The 20884-nt window shown below is 70.1% G+C and carries 18 protein-coding genes and 1 pseudogene; 7 read left to right on the forward strand and 12 right to left on the reverse strand.

What is annotated here, in order from left to right:
- Positions 1–61: 61 nt before the first annotated feature.
- On the reverse strand, positions 62–1876 hold the full coding sequence (locus tag ACIBN2_RS34675) for an FAD-dependent oxidoreductase (RefSeq protein ID WP_399140435.1): 1815 nt from the start codon (positions 1874–1876) through the stop codon (positions 62–64).
- Between the two features lie 90 nt (positions 1877–1966).
- Between ACIBN2_RS34675 and def the strand changes: the two genes are divergently transcribed.
- Entirely contained in the window at positions 1967–2593 is a 627-nt protein-coding gene (gene def / locus ACIBN2_RS34680; protein ID WP_399140437.1) for a peptide deformylase, read from the forward strand.
- Between the two features lies 1 nt (position 2594).
- Here def and ACIBN2_RS34685 read toward each other — a convergent pair whose 3' ends face one another.
- Complete coding sequence (locus tag ACIBN2_RS34685; protein WP_399140439.1) at positions 2595–3887, reverse strand: geranylgeranyl reductase family protein; 1293 nt, start codon at positions 3885–3887, stop codon at positions 2595–2597.
- A gap of 98 nt (positions 3888–3985) precedes the next feature.
- Here ACIBN2_RS34685 and ACIBN2_RS34690 point away from each other — a divergent pair, with 98 nt between their 5' ends.
- Positions 3986–4510, forward strand: coding sequence for a GNAT family N-acetyltransferase (locus ACIBN2_RS34690; RefSeq protein WP_399140440.1), 525 nt, complete (start codon positions 3986–3988; stop codon positions 4508–4510).
- A gap of 83 nt (positions 4511–4593) precedes the next feature.
- Entirely contained in the window at positions 4594–4929 is a 336-nt protein-coding gene (locus ACIBN2_RS34695; protein WP_399140441.1) for a PASTA domain-containing protein, read from the forward strand.
- Here ACIBN2_RS34695 and ACIBN2_RS34700 read toward each other — a convergent pair.
- The 4 genes from ACIBN2_RS34700 to ACIBN2_RS34715 are packed head-to-tail and all read right to left on the reverse strand — an operon-like array spanning position 4916 to position 9410.
- Positions 4916–5611, reverse strand: a complete 696-nt coding sequence (locus tag ACIBN2_RS34700) for a demethylmenaquinone methyltransferase (RefSeq protein ID WP_399140443.1) — start codon at positions 5609–5611, stop codon at positions 4916–4918. The genes ACIBN2_RS34695 and ACIBN2_RS34700 overlap by 14 nt on opposite strands.
- Positions 5612–5634: 23 nt before the next feature.
- Positions 5635–6753 (reverse strand): acyltransferase, encoded by a 1119-nt coding sequence (locus ACIBN2_RS34705; protein WP_399140445.1) that lies wholly within the window; start codon positions 6751–6753, stop codon positions 5635–5637.
- A gap of 1 nt (position 6754) precedes the next feature.
- Complete coding sequence (locus tag ACIBN2_RS34710; RefSeq protein ID WP_399140447.1) at positions 6755–9076, reverse strand: bifunctional polysaccharide deacetylase/glycosyltransferase family 2 protein; 2322 nt, start codon at positions 9074–9076, stop codon at positions 6755–6757.
- A gap of 19 nt (positions 9077–9095) precedes the next feature.
- Complete coding sequence (locus tag ACIBN2_RS34715) at positions 9096–9410, reverse strand: hypothetical protein (protein WP_399140449.1); 315 nt, start codon at positions 9408–9410, stop codon at positions 9096–9098.
- Positions 9411–9799: 389 nt separating this feature from the next.
- Here ACIBN2_RS34715 and ACIBN2_RS34720 point away from each other — a divergent pair, with 389 nt between their 5' ends.
- Entirely contained in the window at positions 9800–10822 is a 1023-nt protein-coding gene (locus ACIBN2_RS34720) for a chitinase (RefSeq protein WP_399140450.1), read from the forward strand.
- A gap of 10 nt (positions 10823–10832) precedes the next feature.
- Here the strand turns inward: ACIBN2_RS34720 and ACIBN2_RS34725 are convergent, their stop codons facing one another.
- From ACIBN2_RS34725 to ACIBN2_RS34740, 4 genes are all read right to left on the reverse strand, one after another.
- On the reverse strand, positions 10833–11282 hold the full coding sequence (locus ACIBN2_RS34725) for an imidazolonepropionase-like domain-containing protein (protein ID WP_399140452.1): 450 nt from the start codon (positions 11280–11282) through the stop codon (positions 10833–10835).
- A 22-nt stretch (positions 11283–11304) separates the two neighbouring features.
- A complete protein-coding gene (gene mqnC / locus ACIBN2_RS34730; protein ID WP_399140454.1) occupies positions 11305–12504 on the reverse strand; it encodes a cyclic dehypoxanthinyl futalosine synthase in 1200 nt (399 codons plus the stop codon).
- Positions 12505–12654: 150 nt separating this feature from the next.
- Positions 12655–13398, reverse strand: coding sequence for a prepilin peptidase (locus ACIBN2_RS34735; protein ID WP_399140456.1), 744 nt, complete (start codon positions 13396–13398; stop codon positions 12655–12657).
- Complete coding sequence (locus ACIBN2_RS34740) at positions 13395–16352, reverse strand: BTAD domain-containing putative transcriptional regulator (RefSeq protein ID WP_399140458.1); 2958 nt, start codon at positions 16350–16352, stop codon at positions 13395–13397. Before ACIBN2_RS34740 ends, ACIBN2_RS34735 begins: the two co-directional genes overlap by 4 nt.
- Before the next feature lie 370 nt (positions 16353–16722).
- Here ACIBN2_RS34740 and ACIBN2_RS34745 point away from each other — a divergent pair, with 370 nt between their 5' ends.
- Both ACIBN2_RS34745 and ACIBN2_RS34750 read left to right on the forward strand, forming a co-directional pair.
- Positions 16723–17364 (forward strand): hypothetical protein, encoded by a 642-nt coding sequence (locus ACIBN2_RS34745; protein ID WP_399140460.1) that lies wholly within the window; start codon positions 16723–16725, stop codon positions 17362–17364.
- A 2-nt stretch (positions 17365–17366) separates the two neighbouring features.
- Positions 17367–18425 carry a hypothetical protein gene (locus ACIBN2_RS34750; RefSeq protein WP_399140462.1) on the forward strand — a complete coding sequence of 353 codons (1059 nt, stop codon included), beginning with the start codon at positions 17367–17369 and terminating at the stop codon, positions 18423–18425.
- Between the two features lie 21 nt (positions 18426–18446).
- Here the strand turns inward: ACIBN2_RS34750 and ACIBN2_RS34755 are convergent.
- Positions 18447–19350 (reverse strand): annotated as a pseudogene (locus ACIBN2_RS34755) (hypothetical protein).
- A gap of 33 nt (positions 19351–19383) precedes the next feature.
- Complete coding sequence (locus tag ACIBN2_RS34760; protein WP_399140464.1) at positions 19384–19791, reverse strand: ATP-binding protein; 408 nt, start codon at positions 19789–19791, stop codon at positions 19384–19386.
- Positions 19792–20029: 238 nt separating this feature from the next.
- On the opposite strand from ACIBN2_RS34760, the gene ACIBN2_RS34765 reads away from it, so the two are divergent.
- On the forward strand, positions 20030–20881 hold the full coding sequence (locus ACIBN2_RS34765; RefSeq protein ID WP_399140465.1) for a helix-turn-helix domain-containing protein: 852 nt from the start codon (positions 20030–20032) through the stop codon (positions 20879–20881).
- The last annotated feature ends 3 nt before the right edge of the window (positions 20882–20884 follow it).

A 20884-nucleotide genomic window follows, 5' to 3' on the forward strand; every position in this document is an offset into this window, starting at 1 on the left:
AGTGGTCCTTCCGTCCGTTTCGCCGGACTTGACCCGCGATCAGGCCCGGCCCCGGCCGGGCTCAGCCCAGGTCGAAGGTGTTCGGCAGGCCCAGCTTGTAGCGGACCTCGTCGACCCGCTTGAGGGGTTCCATCTCCGGTGGGCGGTACAGCTCCCAGATCGCACAGGGCGGGGCGTCCGAATTGTCCGCACTCAGCAGTGCGTTGACGGCACGCCGCGCGGACTCGTTGGCCCCCTCCATCGTCGCCAGGTCGACATCCGTGCGGACGTAGTCGCCGGCGAGGAAGAAGTTCGGGACCCCCGTGCGGGCCGAAGGGCGGTTGTAGAGCGTGCCCGTGGGGTGGATGAGGAGCTGTTCGCGGTTCTGCGGGTCCGGGCCGCCGAGGCCCGTCACCGCCGGGTCCATGAACCAGCCGAGGCGGTCCTCGTCGGTCAGGGTCGTTTTGCCCGAGTCGTTCAAGGCGTCCTTCAGTTGCGCCCAGAGCTCGGCGACGATTTCGTCCTTGGTGCACTCCTTGGCCGTTTTGCCGTACAGGATGCCGGGCTTGTCCCACTCCGAGATGATCGTGGAGAGGCAGTCGTGCGCCTGTCCGTCGCCGTAGTCGCGTGAGAAGTCCCGTCCGTTCCAGAACTGGGCCTGCCCGATGCCCGTCACCGACCAGGGCGAGTCGAGGCAGTTGATGTGGCCGTGCACGACGGGTGTGGGCGTGCGCAGGTAGAACATCACGCCGGTCATCCAGTCGGTCCGCAGCGCGTCGCACTTCGCGAGCTGCGGGTCGGCCGCCCGCAGCGCCGCGCCCCACGTCGCGCGCGCGTGCTCGACGGGCAGCGCGGAGACGTAGTGGTCGGCGGTGACCGTGCGCTCCTGGCCGCCGTCGCGCGCCGAGACGCGTACGCCGGTGACCCGGCCGCCGGCGCACGAGACCTCGCGGACCTGGGTGCCGAGGACGAACTCGACGCCGAGGCAGCGGAGGTGGGCCTCCCAGGGATCGATCCACGCCTCGCTCGTGGGGGCGTTGAGGACGCGGTCGACGTCGGCGTCGCCGTCCAGACCCCGGCCGAGCAGTCCCCACAGGATCAGGGCCTCGATGATGACGCGGCCGACGGTGCGCGTGGACGCCACCTCCGCGCGTGTGGCGACGAGGTTGCGGGTCTGGCCGATGCCGAGGAGGGTCCGGTACTCCTCGCTCATCTCCTCGGCGCGGATGAAGTCCCACCACGCGACCTTCTCCCACTGTCCCTCGCGGCGGGCGTCGCAGCTCGTGAGATGGACGAGGAGACGGTCCGCGAAGTAGGCGGCCTCGTGGGCGGGCAGGCGGGTGCCGAGGTCCAGGACGGAGAGGATCTGGTCGCGGATCCACGACGGGGTGATGTCGCCGGGGGCGGGCGGCGTGGTGACGCGGCGCAGGGGGAAGTGCAGGTCGGACCGGCCGGCGCTGCGGGCGAACAGTTCCTCGGTGGCTCCCCGGAGGTTGCCGTGGACGCCGTTCGGGCTGCCGGGGAAGGGGATGCGGCGCATCGTGTCCGGCAGGTTCCGGTAGAAGCCGGGGAAGAAGCGGAAGCCGTGCTCGCCCGGGAGGGGCTTGCGGCCACCGCTCGCGGTGCCGGGCACATCCATCGAGCGGGCCTTGCCGCCGAGGATGTCGTAGTACTCGTAGACGGTGACGGCGTAGCCGCGTTCGGCGAGTTCCTGGGCCGCGCTGAGGCCGGAGACCCCGCCGCCGAGGACGGCGACGCGCTTGCCGGCGGACGCCGCGCTCGCGCGCCCGGCGGGCCATAAGGCGAGGGCGCCGGCCGCTCCCCCGGCTCCGGCGAGGAAGCGTCTGCGGGTGTGGCCGGAGATCTCCTGCGCCTGCTCTGTGTGTTCTGTTGTCATGAGTACCGGAGGGTAGGGAGGGGCTCCGCGGGCCGGAACCCGCTTTTCCCGCCACCCACAGCATCCTCACAACCACAGGGAGACACAGACATGCCCAGCGTGTTCGTACAAGGCAGGCCCGTCGAGTCGTATCCTCCGCTGGCGCCCGAGGCCCGGCGCGGCTCGGTGCGGCGCATCACCGAGGTCGGCGAGGAGGTGCTGCACAAGCCGTGCCGGGACGTCACCGAGTTCGGGCCCGATCTCGCCGCGCTCATCGACGACATGTTCCTGACGATGTACGTCGCCGAGGGCGCGGGGCTCGCGGCGAACCAAGTCGGCGTCGGCCTGCGGCTGTTCGTCTACGACTGCCCGGACGACGACGGGGTCCGGCATGTCGGGCACATCGTCAATCCGGTCCTCGACGCCCTGGCCCCCGCCGGGCGCCGGCTGCTCGACGAGGGCGAGGGGTGCCTGTCGGTGCCGGGTGCCGTGATGGACGTACCGCGCCCGGACCGGGCCGTGGTGCGCGGCCTCGACAAGGACGGCGAGCCGGTCACCGTCGAGGGCACCGGGTACTTCGCCCGCTGCCTGGAGCACGAGACCGACCACTGCAACGGCCGGGTCTACCTGGACCGGCTCTCCGTGCGCGGGCGCAAGGACGCCCTGCGGCAGGTGGCGGACCGGCGCGACGAGGTGTTCGCCCGCCGGGCCGCCAACGTCGAGGCACTGAGCCGCTGACTCACGCCTTCGGGGCCACCTTGCTCAGGCCGTTGATGATGCGGTCCATGGCGTCGCCGCCGGTCGGGTCGGTCAGGTTCGCCAGCATCTTCAGGGTGAACTTCATCAGCACCGGGTGCGTCAGGCCGCGCTGGGTCGCGATCTTCATGACCTTCGGGTTGCCGATGAGCTTCACGAAGGCGCGGCCCAGCGTGTAGTAGCCGCCGTAGGTGTCCTTCAGGACGCGCGGGTAGCGCTGCAGGGCCAGTTCGCGGCTCGCGGGCGTCGGGCGGGCGTGGGCCTGGACGATGACGTCGGCGGCGATCTGGCCGGACTCCATGGCGTAGGCGATGCCCTCGCCGTTGAAGGGGTTCACCAGGCCGCCGGCGTCGCCGACCAAAAGCAGGCCCCTGGTGTAGTGGGGCTGGCGGTTGAAGGCCATCGGCAGGGCGGCACCGCGGATCGGGCCGGTCATGTTGTCCGGGGTGTAGCCCCAGTCCTCGGGCATGGAGGCGCACCAGGCCTTCAGGACCTCGCGCCAGTCCAGGTCCTTGAAGGACGCCGAGGTGTTGAGGACGCCGAGGCCGACGTTCGACGTGCCGTCGCCCATGCCGAAGATCCAGCCGTAGCCGGGCAGCAGCCGGTCCTGCGCGCCGCGGCGGTCCCACAGCTCCAGCCAGGACTCCAGGTAGTCGTCGTCGTGGCGGGGCGACTCGAAGTACGTCCGCACGGCCACGCCCATCGGGCGGTCCTCGCGGCGGTGCAGGCCCATCGCCAGCGACAGCCGCGTGGAGTTGCCGTCGGCGGCGACGACCAGCGGCGCGTGGAAGGTGACCTCGCGCTTCTCGTCGCCGAGCTTGGCGTGCACGCCGGTGATGCGGCCCGTGCGCTCGTCGACGATCGGGGCGCCGACGTTGCAGCGCTCGTAGAGCCGCGCGCCCGCCTTCTGGGCCTGGTGGGCGAGCTGCTCGTCGAAGTCGTCGCGCTTGCGGACGAGGCCGTAGTCGGGGAAGGAGGCGAGATCCGGCCAGTCGAGCTGGAGGCGGCTGCCGCCGCCGATGATGCGCAGGCCCTTGTTGCGCAGCCAGCCGGCTTCCTCGGAGATGTCGATGCCCATGGCCACGAGCTGTTTGACGGCGCGAGGGGTGAGGCCGTCGCCGCAGACCTTCTCGCGCGGGAACTCGGTCTTCTCCAGCAGCAGGACGTCGAGGCCCGACTTGGCGAGGTGGTAGGCGGTCGTGGAGCCGGCCGGCCCCGCGCCCACGACGATGACATCGGCGGTGTTCCCGGAGAGCGGCTCGGTCGCGACGGTCACGGCGGGATCTCCCCAAGTTCGAAATCTCGGTGCCGAACGGCACGGGACAGGGGCAGTCTATTCAGCAGCACTGATCACCCGGCTGAAGGGCTGCCCTCGTGAACCGAGCTCTCCCCGTCGTACGGCTGCGCGTCCCCACCGACGAGGACGCGGTCGCCTGGCACCGGATCTTCGACGACCCGGAGGTCATGGAGTTCCACGGCCGCACGTCCGCGGAGCTGTCCGTCTACGAGGAGCTCACCGCGCGCCAGCGCCGGCACGACGCCGAGCGGGGCTTCTGCCTGTGGACCATGGTCGACGACTCCGGGCGGGTCGTCGGCTTCACCGGCGCCCAGCCGTGGCCGCGGGACTGGGGTCCGGCGGGCGAGATAGAGATCGGGTGGCGGCTCGGACGGGGGTTCTGGGGCAAGGGGTACGCCACCGCGGCCGCGCAGATGACGCTGGAGCGGCTGAGGGCGGCCGGGGTCCCGGAGGTCGTGGCGATGGTCAGACCCGGAAACGAACGGTCCATCGCTGTCACGAAGCGCCTCGGCATGGAGCTGCGGGAGACATACCGGCACCCGCAGCTCGACGAGGAGGCACTCTGCTTCGGACTCGGCCTCCAGATCGGTCACACCGAGTAACCGACTGCTACAGAAAGACACTTGGCGCTTCCGGACGACACCCCCTTGCGGTTACCCTTCCAGTACCGCTGGGGGTGACATCTGTGCGCATAACGCCCAAGACGCCCGAAGTACGCGTACCGCGACTTGTCGGACTCATGGCCATGGACGCGCGCAAGACGGCAGAGGCGACCGGCCTCTTCCTCAACGCGCCGGATCGGCCCGACTTCCACCAGACCGTCGTCGAGTACGTCGTACGGCAGTACCCGCAGCCCAACGCCGAGGTGCCCCGGGACTCCGTGATCTACGTGTGGTTCGACTTCGGCGAGGGAGAGGGCGGCGGCGGCGTGCGCGAGCCGCGCATCCCAGGGCCGCCGACCGGCGGACTCCAGCGCGAACTCGACGAGCCGGGCGACCCGTACGTCGTCAGCTCTGCTTGAACCCGCGGTGCAGGGCCACCACCCCGCCCGTGAGGTTGCGCCACGCCACCTTCGACCAGCCGGCCTTCTGCAGCCGCTCGGCCAGCGCGGGCTGGTCGGGCCAGGCACGGATGGATTCGGCGAGGTAGACGTAGGCGTCGGGGTTGGACGAGACCGTGCGGGCGACCGGCGGGAGGGCGCGCATCAGGTACTCGGTGTAGACCGTGCGGAAGGGCGCCCAGGTCGGGTGCGAGAACTCGCAGATCACCACCCGGCCGCCGGGCCTGGTCACCCGGTACATCTCGCGCAGGGCCCCGTCGAAGTCCTGCACGTTGCGCAGCCCGAAGGAGATCGTGACGGCGTCGAAGACGTCGTCGCGGAACGGCAGCCTGGTCGCGTCGCCCGCGGTCAGCGGCAGCCAGGGGTGCTTCTGCTTGCCGACCTGGAGCATGCCGAGCGAGAAGTCGCACGGGACGACGTAGGCGCCGGTGCGCGCGAACGGCAGCGAGGAGGTCGCCGTGCCGGCCGCGAGGTCCAGGACCTTCTGCGCGGGCCGGGCGTCGACCGCCCTGGCCACCTCCTTGCGCCACACCCGGTCCTGGCCGAGCGACAGCACGTCGTTGGTCAGGTCGTACCGTTCCGCCACGTCGTCGAACATCGAGGCGACTTCGTGCGGCTGCTTGTTCAGGGAGGCGCGGGTCACCTCGCCATTGTTGCAGCCCGCCCTCACGGAAGAAGTCGCGGCTTCTTCTTCGCGGCCACGTCCTCCACCCAGCCGCACAGCAGGACGAACACCGCGATCAGCAGCCAGCCGATGCCGAACATGAACCACTGGCTGTCGAGCGGCAGGTACGTCTCGAACGCGGGCACGTTCCAGAACAGGTCGATCAGCGGGACCGCCAGGATCAGCGCGATCTCGTGCCAGAGGTAGATCGTCACGGCGCGCGCGTTGAAGACCGTGACCGTCCGGTCCAGCCGCCTGAAGCGCCTCAGCCCGGCGAAGTCGATCCGGAAGTGCGCCTTCGCCCACATCAGCAGCATCACGAAGCCGGCCGACCAGAAGGCCTGGGCGAGCGGGTTCTCGTCGAGGTCGTACGTCCCGAAGTCGGCCTGGTGGGCGAAGGCGTACCAGCCGCCGTAGGCCATCGCGGCGAGCGAGACCACGGCGACCGGGGCCGGCCTCATCCGCTGCAGGACGCCGTCGCGGTGGGCGAAGCCGAGAATCCAGCAGAAGAGGTACGTCGACAGGTCCCACAGGGCGCTGCCGAAGCGGTTGTCCGGGCCGGACCAGAGGAAGTTCAGGACCAGGACCGGGGCCAGGGACAGCAGCAGGACGGGGACCGGGGCGAGGCGGAAGATCCACAGGAGCAGCGGGGACAGCAGGACGAACCAGAGGTACGTCCGCAGGTACCAGAGGATCTCCCACGCCTGCTCGCCCCACGCGTTGCCCGGCGGGTCGCCGAGCGGCACGATCCAGTAGACGATCTGCCAACCCGGCATCCAGCCGTGGATCAGCATCGCGAGGACCACGAAGACGCCCCAGAACCAGAACGGCGGGAGCAGGCGTCTGAGGCGGCTCCTCAGCACCTTCGGCGCGGGGCGTTCGAGGGACTTCGCCATCAGGGTGCCGGCCAGGCCGAACATGATGCCCATGGAGGGGAAGACCAGGCCGGCCCAGGCCCAGCCGAAGGTGTGGTAGGCGACGACCCTGACCAGGGCTACGGCGCGCAGGGTGTCGAAGTACCGGTCGCGTGAGGGGAGTTGTGGGAGCGAGGCGGTGCTCCGGACGTCGGTTCCGGCCGCGCCCGGCGCAGTGGCGGCTGCCCCTCGTCGGTGCGAGCCCACGTCAGCTCACCCCCGCCGGCGTTCCGACCTCGCCGGTCCGCTTCAGCTTCTGCCAGCGCAGGCGGCCGCCGGTGAGGGCGGTGATGCAGGAGTGGATGAGGACGAGGTACATCATCTGGCGGTAGGCCAGTTGCTGGAGCGGCATCATCAGCAGGTACCGGTACTTCTCCCGGTCCAGGCGGAACGCGTAGGCCGCGCAGACCAGTTGCACCGCGAGCACCGCGAGCCAGGCCAGCAGCGCCGCCGTGAAGTCGACGAAGACCATCGAGTAGGCGGTGAACACGTCGATCAGCGGGGCGCAGACGGGCGTGACGATCTGGAAGATCACCACCAGTGGCATGCCGACCCGGCCGAAGCGGCCCGAAGGCCCCTTGTCCGTCAGGGACTTGCGGTGCTTCCACAGGGCCTGCATGGTGCCGTAGGACCAGCGGTAGCGCTGCGACCACAGCTGCTTGAGCGAACCCGGCGCCTCCGTCCAGGCCCTGGCGTGCTCCTCGTAGACGACCCGCCAGCCCGCGCGGTGCATGGCGATGGTGATGTCGGTGTCCTCGGCGAGGGTGTCCTCGCTCATGCCGCCGGCCTGGAGCACCGCCTCGCGGCGGAACGCGCCGATCGCGCCCGGGATGGTGGGCATGCAGCGCAGCAGGTCGTACATGCGGCGGTCGAGGTTGAAGCCCATCACGTACTCGATGTGCTGCCAGGCGCCGATGACCGTGTTGCGGTTGCCGACCTTCGCGTTGCCGGCGACCGCGCCGACTCCGGGGTCGGCGAAGGGCTGCACGAGCCGGCGTACGGTCTCCGGCTCGAAGACCGTGTCGCCGTCCATCATCACGACGAGGTCGCAACTGGCGCTGCGCACACCGTTGTTGAGAGCGGCCGGCTTGCCCGCGTTCTCCTGGCGGATCACCCGGACGTTGGTCATGCCGAGCGCGTACGCCGCCTCGCGCGCGATCTCGGAGGTACCGTCCGTGGAGCCGTCGTCGACCACGATGACCTCGATCGGATGGGTGCTCCTCGACAGCGACTCGAGGGTGTTGGCGATGCACTCCTTCTCGTTGTACGCCGGGACGATCACACTGACCGGCCGGGTGACCGGCGGCCCCCAGGCGAACCGGCGTCGGTTGCGCTGTCTGTAGTGGCGCCGGGCGAGGATCACCATCATCCCGAAGCGGCCCATGACGGCCACGCCCACCACCATCAGGCCGACCGAGAGCACCGGCAGCGCGTACTCGGCCACGGCGACGGCGACGATCAGCGCCTTGCCCTCGTAGAGGGTCGCGCCGGTGGCCTTGCGGTGAGCGGCCTGGAGACGGCCGGCGGCCGAACCACCCTGGGCCGCCTGCCGGTTGGGGCCGGTGCCCGGCTGCTCGCCCGTGGCACCCGGGGTGGCGGCCGCCGCGGCGGCTCCGGTCCCCCGGGCCGCCGTCTGCCGGCTGCCCGCGTTCTGCTTCTCGATGACGCCGCTGACGGTGGTGAAGGTGTAGCCCTTCGCCTTCATCTTCTTGATGTACGCGGGCAGCGCCGCGATCGTCTGCTCACGGTCGCCGCCCGCGTCGTGCATGAGGACCGCCGCGCCCGACGTCCCCTTGGGCGTGGCCCAGTCGACGATCTTCGAGACGCCCGGCTTCTTCCAGTCGTCGCTGTCGGTGTCGACGAAGACGCTGGTGTACCCCTCCTGCCCGAGCCGCTTGTAGACGGGCCAGCTGTAGTTGTCGATGGCGTCCGTCTCCGAGGAGTACGGCGCCCTGAACAAGGTGGTCGTGATGCCGGCCGCGCCCGCGAGCGCGAGCTGGGTCTGCTCCATCTCCCGGTCGACGCGGGCGTCGCTCTGGTACGAGAGGTCGACGTGGGTGAACGTGTGGATCCCCACCTCGCTGCCCTGCTGGACCATGTCACGCACGATGCCCGGGTAGCGCGAGACCATCGAGCCGACCAGGAAGAACGTGGCCGGGACGTCGTTCTCCTGCAGGATCTTCAGCACCTGGGGTGTGTACGTGGGGTTCGGGCCGTCGTCGAAGGTGAGGGCGATGGTCTTCTTCGGCACCGAGACCGTCGCGGCCCGCCCGCCCCGGAAGGTGAGGATCGGGCCGCCGTCGATGATCTTGTCGGGGACCTTGCTGGAACTGGCCCCGGTGCGCACGCGCTCGTCGCCGCCGACCTCGGCACGCAGATAGCCGTCGAGCAGCATGACGCTGGTCAGGCCCAGCAGGAGCAGCAGCACGAGGATGACGCGCGGCCTCTGGAGCGCCGCGGCCCTGCCCGCCGCCCGCTGCATACGGCTCGGGGCCCGGCGGCGGCCGCGAGGGGTGGATGTCGTCGTCATGGCAGTGGCCGCGTCCCGGTCATCCGGCCGTGGTGGCGGAGGCGGACGCGGACGGGGCGGCGGACGCGGACGGGGCGGAGCTCGGGCGCCTGCCGTGGGCGGTGCCCGCGGGCGGCGTGCCGCCGGGTCGTGCGCGCGGGGTGCCGGCGCCGCCCTGCGGCGCGGCGCCGCCGGGGCCGCCGCCCGCGAAGGGCAGCAGCGAGGACGGGGTCCCGGTGCCGATCCCCATGAAGGCCAGGCCCAGCACGCCGGCGTACCCGAGGCAGAGCACGCCGGCGAGGAGGCCGATCCGGCGCAGCAGCTTGGACCGGCGCCCGGAGTTGTCAACGAACACGGGCCCCTCGGCGGGCCCGATACCGCGTTCGCGGCGGCGACCATGCCCGGTCGCATGGTTTTCGATGGCAGGCTCGGAATGCATTCCCCAGACGTTAGGGAGTCTTTATGTGACCGGGTCGCGCCTTCTTGTGAGGCAGATATGAGAAACGCCGCAGACTGTCTCCCGCCTGTGGAATATCGTGAATGCCTGCACAACTCCACACGAGGAGGAAGGGGCCGAATGTCCCGTTCCGCCTGCCCGAATGGTCCAGCTCAACCCCCTTCCTCCCCTGTGTTTCCTGTGCATGAGCCGGTTTCATGAACACCGGCTCCGTGTGAGACGTTTCCCTTTCGAATGAGCCTTTGTTTCGAGGCTGAGACAGAAATCACGAGAGCGGGTGCATGCGAATGCCGAGTTTCCGGAAGCCGGTGGCCGGGCTCACTTGTCTGTTCGCCCTGGCCACGGCGGGCTGTTCCGCGGGCTCGGGCGGGGGCACCGACACCACGCAGCAGCCCGGGGCGTCCGGTGCCGCGTCGGCCGCCGGGTCGTCCGGCACGTCGTACGCCCCCTACGTGAGCGCCACGGACGCCTCCGGCACCGACTCCAGTGGCTCCCCGTCGACGTACAACCTGGCTTTCGTGATCTCCGACGGCAGCGGCTGCACACCGAAGTGGAACGGCGAGAACGCCCTGGGCGACCCGGCGGTGAAGTCCCGGATATCGAAGCTGACGAAGGACGGCGGCTCCGTCCGCGTCTCGTTCGGCGGTGCCTCGGGCAAGGAGCTGGCGTCGACCTGCGACAGCGCGTCCGCGCTGGCGGCGGCGTACGGCAAGGCCCTGGACGCGGCCGGCGCCACCCGCGCCGACTTCGACATCGAGGGCGACGGGCTGACCGACTCCCACTCGATCGCCCTGCGCTCCGAGGCGATCGCCCTGCTCCAGAAGGAGCGGAGCGACCTGGAGGTCTCCTTCACGCTGCCGGTCATGCCGTCCGGGCTGGACTCCGGCAGCCTGGCGCTGCTGGAGTCGGCCAACAAGTACGACGTCCAGGTCGCCACGGTCGATCTCATGACCATGAACTACGGCGAGTCGTACACCGGCGACATGGGCGACTACGCCCTCACCTCGGCGAAGGCCGCCCACGCGCAGCTGAAGAAGGTGTTCGGCCTGTCCGACGCCGGCGCCTGGCAGGGGATGGCGCTCACCTCGATGATCGGCGTGAACGACATCACCGCCGAGACGTTCACGCTCTCCGACGCGGCGCAGGTGCGGACGTTCGCGGAGCAGAAGGGGATCGCGTGGGTGTCGATGTGGGCGACGTTCCGGGATCAGCAGTGCGAGAAGGGGAAGCCGACGCGGGACGACGCGGCGACCAACTGCAGTGGGGTGAAGCAGAGTTCGGGGGCCTTCGGGAAGGCGCTCGCGGGCTGAGCCGTCCTGGTCAGCGGCGCCGGTGCACCAGGCGCCCCGCGCACACCGTGGCGATGCAGGCGCCGGTCCCGTCGAACACGGCGAGGTCGGCGCGGCCGGTCGGGATGATCGCCGTGGGCCGGGTGCGCTCAAGGACGACGACGTCGTTCCGCTCGGCCGCGGCCCGCAGTTCGGGCGAGTCGACGTACTGCTCCAGGACCGCGACCGCGCCCAGCTTCAGCACGGCGTGGATGCGCTCGCGCGGCGACGGGGCGTCCGGGAGCGGCCCTTCGTGGATACGCGCCGGCCCCAGGGTGCCGGGCCAGCTGCGCACGCGCGCGTCCGGGAACTCCTCCCGTACCTCCGCGAGTTGGCCCACGGCGGCGATGCGTATCCCCACTACCGCGACGGCACCATCCTTGACGGGCTCCGTACCGTCCCAGGTGTACCGGACCTCGTCGGCGGCGTGAATCGTCAGCACGGGTAGGCCGGTTGGAGGCGAGTCAGTTGGACGCCAGGAGCTTCAGCTCCGGGTGGGCCGTGCCGCCCGCGATCGCCGTGGAGGAGATGTGGGACATGACCCGCTCGTCCACGGGGTCGTCCGCCGGGTCGTCGTGCACGACGATGTGCTCGTACGTCGTCGTCCGCTGGGCCGGGACGCGCCCGGCCTTGCGGATCAGGTCGATGATCTCGAGCCGGTTGGAGCGGTGCTTGGCGCCGGCCGAGGAGACGACGTTCTCCTCCAGCATGATCGAGCCGAGGTCGTCGGCGCCGTAGTGCAGCGACAGCTGGCCGACCTCCTTGCCCGTGGTCAGCCAGGAGCCCTGGATGTGCTGGATGTTGTCCATGAACAGCCGCGCGATGGCGATCATCCGCAGGTACTCGAAGAGCGTGGCCTGCGTACGGCCCTTCAGGTGGTTGTTCTCGGGCTGGTAGGTGTACGGGATGAACGCGCGGAAGCCGCCCGTCCGGTTCTGTACGTCACGGATCATCCGCAGGTGCTCGATGCGCTCGGCGTTGGTCTCGCCGGTGCCCATGAGCATGGTGGACGTGGACTCCACGCCCAGCCGGTGCGCGGTCTCCATGATCTCCAGCCAGCGCTCGCCGGACTCCTTCAGCGGTGCGATCGCCTTGCGCGGCCGCTCGGGGAGCAGCTCGGCGCCGGCGCCCGCGAAGGAGTCGAGACCGGCGGCGTGGATGCGCTGGATCGCCTCCTCGACGGAGACCTTCGAGATCCGCGCCATGTGCTCGACCTCGCTCGCCCCCAGGCTGTGGATGACGAGCTGCGGGAACTCCTTCTTGATGGCGGCGAAGTGCTGCTCGTAGTACTCGACGCCGTAGTCCGGGTGGTGCCCGCCCTGGAACATGATCTGCGTGCCGCCCAGCTCGACGGTCTCGGCGCAGCGCCGCAGGATGTCGTCGAGGTCGCGCGTCCAGCCCTTCGCGGTGTCCTTGGGCGCGGCGTAGAAGGCGCAGAACTTGCACGCCGTGACGCAGACGTTCGTGTAGTTGATGTTGCGCTCGATGATGTACGTCGCGATGTGCTCGGTGCCCGCGTACTTGCGGCGGCGCACGGCGTCGGCGGCGGCGCCGAGCGCGTGCAGCGGGGCGTCGCGGTAGAGGTCGAGCGCCTCCTCGGGGGTGATCCGCCCACCGGCGGCGGCACGGTCGAGGACGGACTGAAGGTCGGCCTTCTCGGTCACCGGGGCGTCCCTTTCGTCAAGGGTTGTGGACAGACCAGACCAGCGTACGCCAGGCGTTTCGTGCGTCCGACGTCAGGCCGCGCGCGCCCTGGATGCCGTCGGGCGGCGTAGGCCACGGATGCCGTCAGGCGGCGTGAACCCCGGATGCCGTCAGGCGGCGTAGGCGCCGATGAGGAGGCCGGCGAACGCCCCGGCGATCAGGAACGGCCCGAACGCGATGGCCGTCTTGCGCCCGGCCCGCCGCACGGCGACGAGGGCGCCCCCGTACAGCGCCCCGAGCAGGAACGCGGCGAACGTGCCCAGCATGAGGGTCGGCCAGCCGTACCACCCCAGGACGGCGCCCAGGCCGAGCGCCAGCTTCACATCGCCGAAGCCCATGCCTCCTGGGTTGATCAGGAACAGAAGGAAGAAGCCGCCGCCGAGCGCGAGGGCGCCGTAGAGGGAGGTGAACCAGTCGCCGGCGTGCTCGGGCAGCAGGGCGGCCACGCCGAGCAGGACGAGCGCACCGGCCGCGAGCGGCAGAGTGAGCACGTCAGGCAGCCGCTTCACCCGGAGGTCGACGGCCGCGAGCAGCACGCCGACGGGCCCGAGCAGCAGCCAGACGCCCAGCTCGGGCCGGGTGCCGGTGGCGGCGGCGAGGGCCGCGCAGACGAGAGCGGTGGCGACGATCGTGGACGCCGCCGATCCGTAGACCGATTCCGCGGAGGCGCACTGAGCGCAGCGCGCCCGGCCGAGCCACCCGGCCACGGGATGCCCGCCGGGGCACCGGTCGCGCCAGTCCTCTCCGGACGGCGCGGAGAAGCGGTACGCGGCCCGCGGCAGCAGCGCTCCCGCCGCCGCGCCCCACAGGGCGGCGACGGCGATCAGCAGGGTCGTGCTCACACCGCCGTTCATCCCACGGCGGCGGCGCCGCTGCGCCAGGACGGCAGCAGCTCGTCGAGCAACGCCTCGGTGCGCGGCGGCAGTCCGCGCGCACCACTGCGGTTCACGAGGTCGGCGGCGAGGGTCTGCAGCCGGTCCGCGTCACCGGTGGCGTGGGTGGCGCGCAGCAGCTCGTTCCAGAGCCGCTCGTCGGCGGGGGCGGAGCCCAGGGCCGCGCCCAGCGCCTCGATCGCCTTCTCCGCGCGGTCCTTCTCCAGGTGGAAGGCGGACAGCGCGAGGCCGATGTCCGCGACGAGCAGCGGGAGTTGGGCGTCGATGATCTCGTGGGTGAGCCAGCCGTAGCGGCCCTCGGGCCGGTCGGCGAGCAGCGGGCCGCGCACCAGCACCAGCGCGTCGGTGAGCAGCCGCCCGCGCACGGCACGGCTGTCGACGCCCTTGCCCTGCGTGGCCTCGTGGTAGAGCGAGCGCAGCACATCCAGGTCGGACACCACGGACTTGGCGAGCACCAGCCGCCCCGTCGCGTCGGCGGACAGCCGCGGGCTGCCGTCCGGATCGGCGCCGAGCCAGTCCGCGAGACGCTCCAGCAGCGCGTCCCGTACGTCCTCGGTGACACCCCGCGGCCACAGCGCGGAGGACAGCACCCGCGGGTGCACGCCCTCACGGTGCAGGAGCAGCAGCGCGAGCGCCTCGTGCAGCAGCGCGCTCCGGTCGCCGTCCGGGGTGCCGAGGCCGATGATCTCGTACGGGCCGACGAGGCGCGCGTACACCGCCGGGCGGCCCTGCTCGCTGACGTCGACGAGGAACGGCGGGGTGGGCGTCGGCCCCTGCGGGTCGCGCTCGGGGTCGGCCTCCACGAACAGCTCGACGACGGCGCGCTGGGTGGCCAACGGCAGCATCTGGGCGTCGAGTTCGAGCCCGAGCAGCGGGGCGAGCAGCTTGCCCTCGCTGGTGACCTCCATCTCCCAGGCGGCGCCGGGCAGATCGCCGGTCTCGGTGCCGACGAGGTAGCCGATGCCGAGCCGGCTCGCGTCGGAGGCCAGTTCGGCGAGCTTGACGGCGTCCTCGGCGGAGGGCTGCGCGGCGAGCAGGACGAGGTGCGGGGCCCAACGGGTGTGCTGGGCAGGCCCCGTACGCCCGGTGAGGACGGAGTCGTGGCCGGCGGCCCCGAGCGCTCCCCTCCGCTGCCGCGTCTCGGCCTCCATGGTCTCGACGAGGTCGTCGATGCCGTCGAGGTGACGCAGCCGGTTGGGCGCGAGCGGGGTCAGGTCCTCGCCGAACCCGACGAGGGTGATGGTCATGCGGTCCGACCACCCGTTGGTGGCCAGCTCCGCGGCGACCGAGGCGAAGACGGCGGCCCGGTCGGCCTCACGGCCGCTCAGGGAGACGATGCCGGGCACGGACTCCAGGTTGAGCAGGAGCCGCGAGTCGTCCATGGTCCCGAGGCTGACGAGGCCGGGGTAGGGAGCGGCGGTGTCGCCGTCCTCGTACCGCTCGGCGTCGGTGCGGGCGAGCATCCAGAACGTCTGGTCCTGCCCGAGCTGCCAGGGCGCGGGCGGCTTCCCGGCGGGCTGGGCGAGTTGCAGGTGCAGATCACCGTTGCTGAGCCAGGCGGCGTAGACGGTGGGCAGGGCGCGGGACTCACCGGCGAGCTGGGCGGCGAGGCCCCGCAGCGACCGGTCCAGCAGTCGTACGCCGTCGGGGTCGGCGCCCACGAGCAGGGCGTCCTGCGCGTCCGCGGCGTCGCCGGTCGGCATCGGCGGCTCCATGCCGCGCCGCCCGCCGACCGCACCGAGCGCCGACTGCCACAGCGCCTGCCGGCGCCGCCGCCCGAGTGCACCGAGGAGACCGGCGGCGAGGAGGGGGGCGCCGATGAGGGCCTGGGGCAGGCCGAAGGCGCTGCCGGCGCCGTGGGAGCTGGTTGCGGCGGGCGCGGTGTGCTGCCGGGCGCCGTCGGCGGCGGGGCGCTGCTGGGGGACGGAGACCTGCTGAGCGTGGTGGCCGCCGCCTTGGGCATGACTGCTGCCCTGGGCGTGGTCGCCGGACTTGGCGTAGTCGTGGATCTGCTGCTGGACGCCGGGCGCGGCATGGGTGTCGGGCGCCTCGACGAGTTCGCCGCCGTGCGCGTCGCCGGGCATCTCCATGATCCACCCGGGGCGGATGAGGCTGGCCTCGGACAGCCGCGAACCGTCGGGCTGGACACGGTCCTTGTTGAGCTCGTAGATCTCCTTGTACCGGCGTCCGTCGCCGAGGTGCCGCTGGGCGATCTCCCAGAGGGAGTCGTGGTGGCGGCCCTCGGGCGGCTGGATCCGGTAGTACTTCGTGTCGCCGTGCTGCTTGGCGGTGCTGCCGGCGTCGGCCTGCGCGTGCGAGGCCTGCTCGGCGAGGGCGGCGGCGGTGCTGGCCGCCTGCTCCTGCTGCTGCGCGAAGATCCCGGGGGTCGCCTGCGCCGCGGCCACGGTGGGCTTCTGGTTCCCTTCCAGGCTGTGCCCCAGCTGCGACAGCCCCGGCGTGAGGCTCGCGGCGGTCGCGCCGACGAGCAGCAGGGCGGCGACGAGCTGCCGCGCGAGCAGCTGACTGGGCCCGCCCCCGGGAACCCGCCCGGGCACCCCGACCCCGGACAGGGCGGCCTTCACCTCGACCAGCACGCAGGCGGTGAACTGGGCCCAGGCCAGCCACACGACGACGGTCAGGATGTGCAGGAAGGTCGTGACGGTGATCTCCTGCTGCAGCCAGTCCAGGCTCGGCACCCCGTGCGGCAGCGGCCACCCGATCAGCACGGCGAGCGCACCGGGCACCCCGACCACGAGCACGAGCAACGCCACGAACGCGAAGAACGCCTTGACGAAGTCCCCGAACGAACGCCGCCGGATACGGACGGCTTGCGGCGTCCGGTTCCTCGGCCCCGTAGAGGCCGTCGAGTTGCCCGTCGAGCGTCCCGTCGAGCTTGAGGTGCTGCGTCGCGGCATGGCGGTGTCCTGGGTTGAGTGGTGAGTGGTGAGCGGTGCCTGGTGTGCGAGGTGCGGTGGGTGTGGGGCTAAGTGAGGCTAGTGAGCCTACAGAGATCTTATGGACTCTTATTTGGGACGTCGAAGGCCGGACAAGGCGGCGAGGGCACGCCCGTTACCCAGTAAGTCACCCCGTGCCCCCCTAAGCCCGATTGATCCCTGCGGCCCCCGTCATCAAGGGTTCACTTGCCTACGATCCACGCCCCAGCGCTGGTCACGCCACACTCCTCACATCCCCCACACAATCCCCCACCGGCACGCCAGACCCTCTTACCCGCCCCTGATAGCTTCGTTCCCCGTTGCACACAGCCGACAACGGGGGAGATCAACCGTGGCCCGCCGCGCACTGCCGATCACTGCTGCCGCGATCACTGTCGCGGGGGCGCTTCTGCTCACCGGGTGCGGTGGGGACAAGTCGTCTTCGGGGGACATCAAGGGGGCGGACACGGGGTCGAGCAGCCCTTCGGCTTCGGCGTCGCAGTCCTCCGGGATCAAGCGCCCCGGCATCACGCTCCCGAGCGAGTTCCAGCTGACGTTCGAGAACTGGACAAGCAGCGATGCCGTCGAACAGGCAGTCCTCAACGACACCAAGGAACAACTCCGAGCCGGATATGCGGCGATCATCGCCAACAAGCCTGACGGAGGCGACGCCCTCGCGTTCTACGACACCGCATCGGGCCTCTCGCAGGACCAGCAGTGGATCAAGACGTATACGAGCAAGAACCTCACCGTCTTCGGAAAGCTGCCCGCGTACGACCCCAAGCCCACCCTCCTTGGCAACAAGCAGACGCGCGCCGTAGTGACGTATTGCACGGACGAAAGCAAGGCGTACACGAGGGACCGTAAGACGAAGGAAGTCCAGGGGAACCCCAAGGGCACCGACCCCAAGGTGTTCTACACGGTCACTCTGACCAAGAACCCCAACGGCGTTTGGCAGAACATCTCCACGCGCGCCAAGAGGGGTGGCTGCTGACGATGAGGCCCGGACACGTAACAGCGGCGTCGATCGCTGCCATCGCCGGGGTCCTCCTCGTCGCCGTACCCGCCGGAGCGGTCGGCGGCGGAGGCACCAACAGCGGAACACACGGCGGCAAGCACGGTAAAAACGTGTACGCCTCCGCCACCTACTCCACAATCAAGGTCCGCCAGGTCAGCGGCCCCGCCGGCGGCAAGCGCGGCAGCCTGGCCTCCGTGGACGTCAGCTGGAAGCCCCCGGCCTGCTGGTACGAACCCGTCTTCACCGGCCAGGAGCTGAAGGACTTCGTCAACGCCAACGACGGCGACGGCGACGTGGGCATCCACGAGTCCTGGTTCGGCAAGGGCCTGTGGACGGACCACTATCGTGACGGCAAGCCGGAAAACAACTTCGACGACACGAACAGCACCGCCGAGGGTTACAAGAACTGGAACATCGGCAAGGACGGCTACTTCTGGCGCAGCGTCGCACCGGACGAGAGCGATCCCGACTCCTGGGACTGCGGCAAGATCATGTTCTGGCAGGACGCAAACGTGGTCCCCAAGGTCGCCCACGCCCCCACGCCGAAGATGCTCGCCGAGTACGCCTACAACAAGGTGCAGGTCCCCGACACCGAGATCGAGGTCAAGCCCACCGCCAAGTCGACGGTGAACCTGCCCACTTGGGTCTGGCTGGACAAGGGCAAGTTCAAGGAGATCAAGGTCCGCGCCGAACTCCCCCGCACCAACCTCTGGGCCGAGACGACCGCCAAGCCGGTCGCCCTCCACCTGGACCCGGGCACGCAGGACGCGACGACCTACCCGGCCTCCGGCGACTGCAAGATCAACGACGACGGCTCGATCGGCACCCCGTACAAGACCGGCGACGCCAAGCAGACCCCGCCCTGCGGCATCACCTACCTCCACGCCACGAACGGCACCCCGTACCACCTGAAGGCCAGCATCACCTGGCAGGTCTCCTGGGAGGGCACGGGCGGAGCCAAGGGCGACCTCCCGGACGGCACCTTCGACACGACCCAGGACATGAACGTCCAGGAGATCCAGGCCGTCAACCGCTGAGGCGGCCTACGAACGAGCGGATCAGTCCCTGCCGTCGGCGAACAGATCCTCCGCCCTCGCCGCATGGACTGCCCGCTGGGCCCACACATCGAGCTGCTCCAGGTCGGAGCAAGCCTTGACCTGGTCGCGAACGGAGTCAGGCACCGGCACACCACGCCAGTCGAGGATCCGCAGAACCATCGAGGCACGCTCCTGCTCGATACCCTCTTCGCGACCTTCTTCGCGCGCCTCCGCACGGACTTTCTCGGCGACCTCGTGCCGGAAGAAGTAGTTGACCGGCATCATCAGCTCCTTCCAGATCTCCTTGGCCTGGGTATCGACCAGGCATGATTCGACGAACTGCGCGAGCATCCCCGCGCTGTCGGTGTCGGTGGTCGCCAAGGCTGCCGGCCAGCGGTTTCAGTATGGCAGCGGCGCCTGGGCCCTTACCATGCGTCATCGCCGAGAAGGCCGCGAGGAACACGTCCCGCTGGGCTTCCGCCTCGTCGGCGATCAATGGCACGTTCTCCGGGCTCAACACAAGCGGCCGTACGGTGAGCGAGTGCCAGCCCGGCAGACCGAGGAGGATCGGCTGCATCGCCCAGCGGGCTGTGGACCTGCTCTGGGTGAGGACGATCAGAACCGGCTCCCAGCGGTACTTCGCGTACAAGTAGGAGAGGTAGTACGCCCAGCTCCCCCGCTTGTCCTCGTCCCGCTTGCCCTGCGACTCGACGACCAGAAGGTACGTCCCTACATCCGTCTCCGCCGGCAACAGCGTATCCACGCGCCGCTCGACGGGCTCGATCTCCGTGAGGTCGGCGTTGAGCACCGCGAACTCACGCGGTTCGGGAATCGGGATGTGCAACACACGCTGCAGGGTGCGCGTGAAACCTGCCGGGTCCTTCTGGCAGATCTGGTGCAGACCCTCGTGCGACGAGCTGACCATCAACTCTCCCTCCCATACGACGCGATCAACGAGTTACGCCGCAACGAGGTCACACCACACGTACTTGCCGCGATTCCCGCCCCTGGCCAGCGGCTGCCACCCCCAGAGGTCGGAGCAGGCCCGCACCAGAGCGAGCCCCCGCCCTTCCTCCAGCTCGGTGAGTTGCTCCAACACCCGCGGCGGCTCCGGCGGTTCAGGGCTCGCGTCCCACGCCCCGATCCGCAGCACTCCGGCCGACCAGCGCAGCCGTAGCGCCGCGGGCCCCTTCGTATGACGTACGGCATTGGAGACCAGCTCCGCCGCGAGCAGCTCCGCGGTGTCGACCAACCGGATCAGGCCGTGCATGGTCAGGATCAGGCGGAGGGTACGCCGGCAGACGGTGACGGCGCGGGGATCGTGCGGGATGTAGAGGGAGTACTCCCACGGATCGTTTTCCGGCATGGCTGAACTCCTGTGAGAGAGGGGGAGTTGGCGGATTTCACCGCGGTCGCGGTCGGTGGCAGTGCCGCAGCCGTCATGGCATGACGGAGTGGTGCGCTTCCGGGACCCGGCGGTTTCGCGGTGCGTTCGGCGCATCACTGAACGTAGGAGTTAAAATTAACTCCGCGCAAGTCATTGCCGTAATCTCACCCACGAACGAGCTACGGCCTCCGCACGGTTGGGGGCAGGGAGGAAGCTGATGCCGCGCCGCCAGCCGCCCACCGCACGCCAGGTACGCCTTGGACGCGAGCTACGGAAACTGCGCGAGGCCGCAGGGCTCAAGGCGCGGGAAGCCGCCGAGCTGATCGGGGCCGACTCTGTACAGATGAGCCAGATCGAGTCCGGGATTGTGGGTGTGAGTGAGCAGCGCCTGCGCCGCCTCGCCGCCAACTACGCATGCTCAGATGAGGAGTTGATCGACGCCCTGGTCTCCATGGCGACCGAGCGGACGAGTGGCTGGTGGGAAGAGTACCGGGGCATTCTGCCGACACCGTTTCTGGACCTGCCCGAGCTCGAGTACTCCGCGATTTACCGGTCGGACGTCGAGTTCCTGCACATCCCAGGGCTGCTGCAGACTCCGGACTACGCCCGCGCGCTCTTCTCGTACGTGAACCCGGAGTTCCCGGCCGCTGAGGTCGAACGCTGGGTGGAACACCGGATGAAGCGCAGGGTCATCATCGAGCGCCTCACCCCGGTCCGGTACGAGACAGTGATCCACGAGGCGGCGCTGCGCATCAGGGTCGGCGACCGGGCCGCGACACGGGCTCAACTCGCCCAGGTATTGACTCTCTCGGAAGCTGACCACGTCGCAGTGCGCGTCGTCCCCTTCGATCTGGACGGCTTCGGCGGGGCCGGAAGTGCGATGGTGTACGCGGGCGGTCACGTCCCCCGACTGGACACAGTGGTACGCGACGGACCCAACGGCCCCGTGTTCATCGACGCCGAAGCCCAACTCAGCCGATACCGAACACTCTTCCGTAGGGTAAAGGCGGTGTCGCTCGAACCTGAGCGTTCACGCGACTTCATCCACAGGCTGGCAAGGGAGCTGTAGGGA

The sequence above is a fragment of the Streptomyces sp. NPDC050534 genome, from assembly GCF_044457745.1.
Taxonomy (GTDB): domain Bacteria; phylum Actinomycetota; class Actinomycetes; order Streptomycetales; family Streptomycetaceae; genus Streptomyces.